The sequence below is a fragment of the Acinetobacter sp. RF14B genome (genome assembly GCF_006864105.1).
GTDB classification, from domain to species: domain Bacteria; phylum Pseudomonadota; class Gammaproteobacteria; order Pseudomonadales; family Moraxellaceae; genus Acinetobacter; species Acinetobacter lwoffii_C.
The window spans coordinates 1-487 of record NZ_SMTB01000257.1 but is presented as its reverse complement, the minus strand read 5'-3'; the positions used below and the strand labels follow the sequence as shown (position 1 = coordinate 487).

Here is a 487-nt window from a genome sequence, read left to right as displayed (position 1 = left end):
ATAAATGCGACGCTTTGACCGCCCCCAGGCTGGCCAGCTTGTATACGGCTTCTGCTAAAATCTGGCGTGAATCGCCAAGGTTGCTTCCCAAACCGATATAGCTGACTGTCATTGTGTTGGCCCAAAAATAACCTGGCTTAAGTCACGCTGTACACGTTTACGTTTGGTAATCGGGTGATCTGCACCAATTTCGCCACTGGCAGTTAGCTGGGAAACGGATTTACGCTCGGCCTCATATTTGGCTTTACGTACACGACGGTTGCGCGGCTCCGGCTCATTCACCAACGGTTCGATTTCAGTCATTTCCTGAGCCACTAGACGCTGCTCCAGATGCTCTTCCTGAGAAACCTTACGACGGTTTCTGGCACGCTGACGGTTATATTGGGCAATGGCGCGCTCTTTTTCATCACCATTCATTTGCTGGTATTCATCCCACCAGGTGCCCATCCCTTGTGCCGTTGCATCGCCCGATTTTTCACGTAGCAGC

At 51.5% G+C, this 487-nt stretch carries 2 pseudogenes; both read right to left on the bottom strand.

Annotated elements, in window-relative coordinates:
- Window positions 1–112, bottom strand: a pseudogene (locus E2K52_RS14840) (2-amino-4-hydroxy-6-hydroxymethyldihydropteridine diphosphokinase); the annotation flags it as partial.
- Window positions 109–487 (bottom strand): annotated as a pseudogene (locus tag E2K52_RS14835) (polynucleotide adenylyltransferase PcnB); the annotation flags it as partial. The pseudogenes E2K52_RS14835 and E2K52_RS14840, both read right to left, overlap by 4 nt.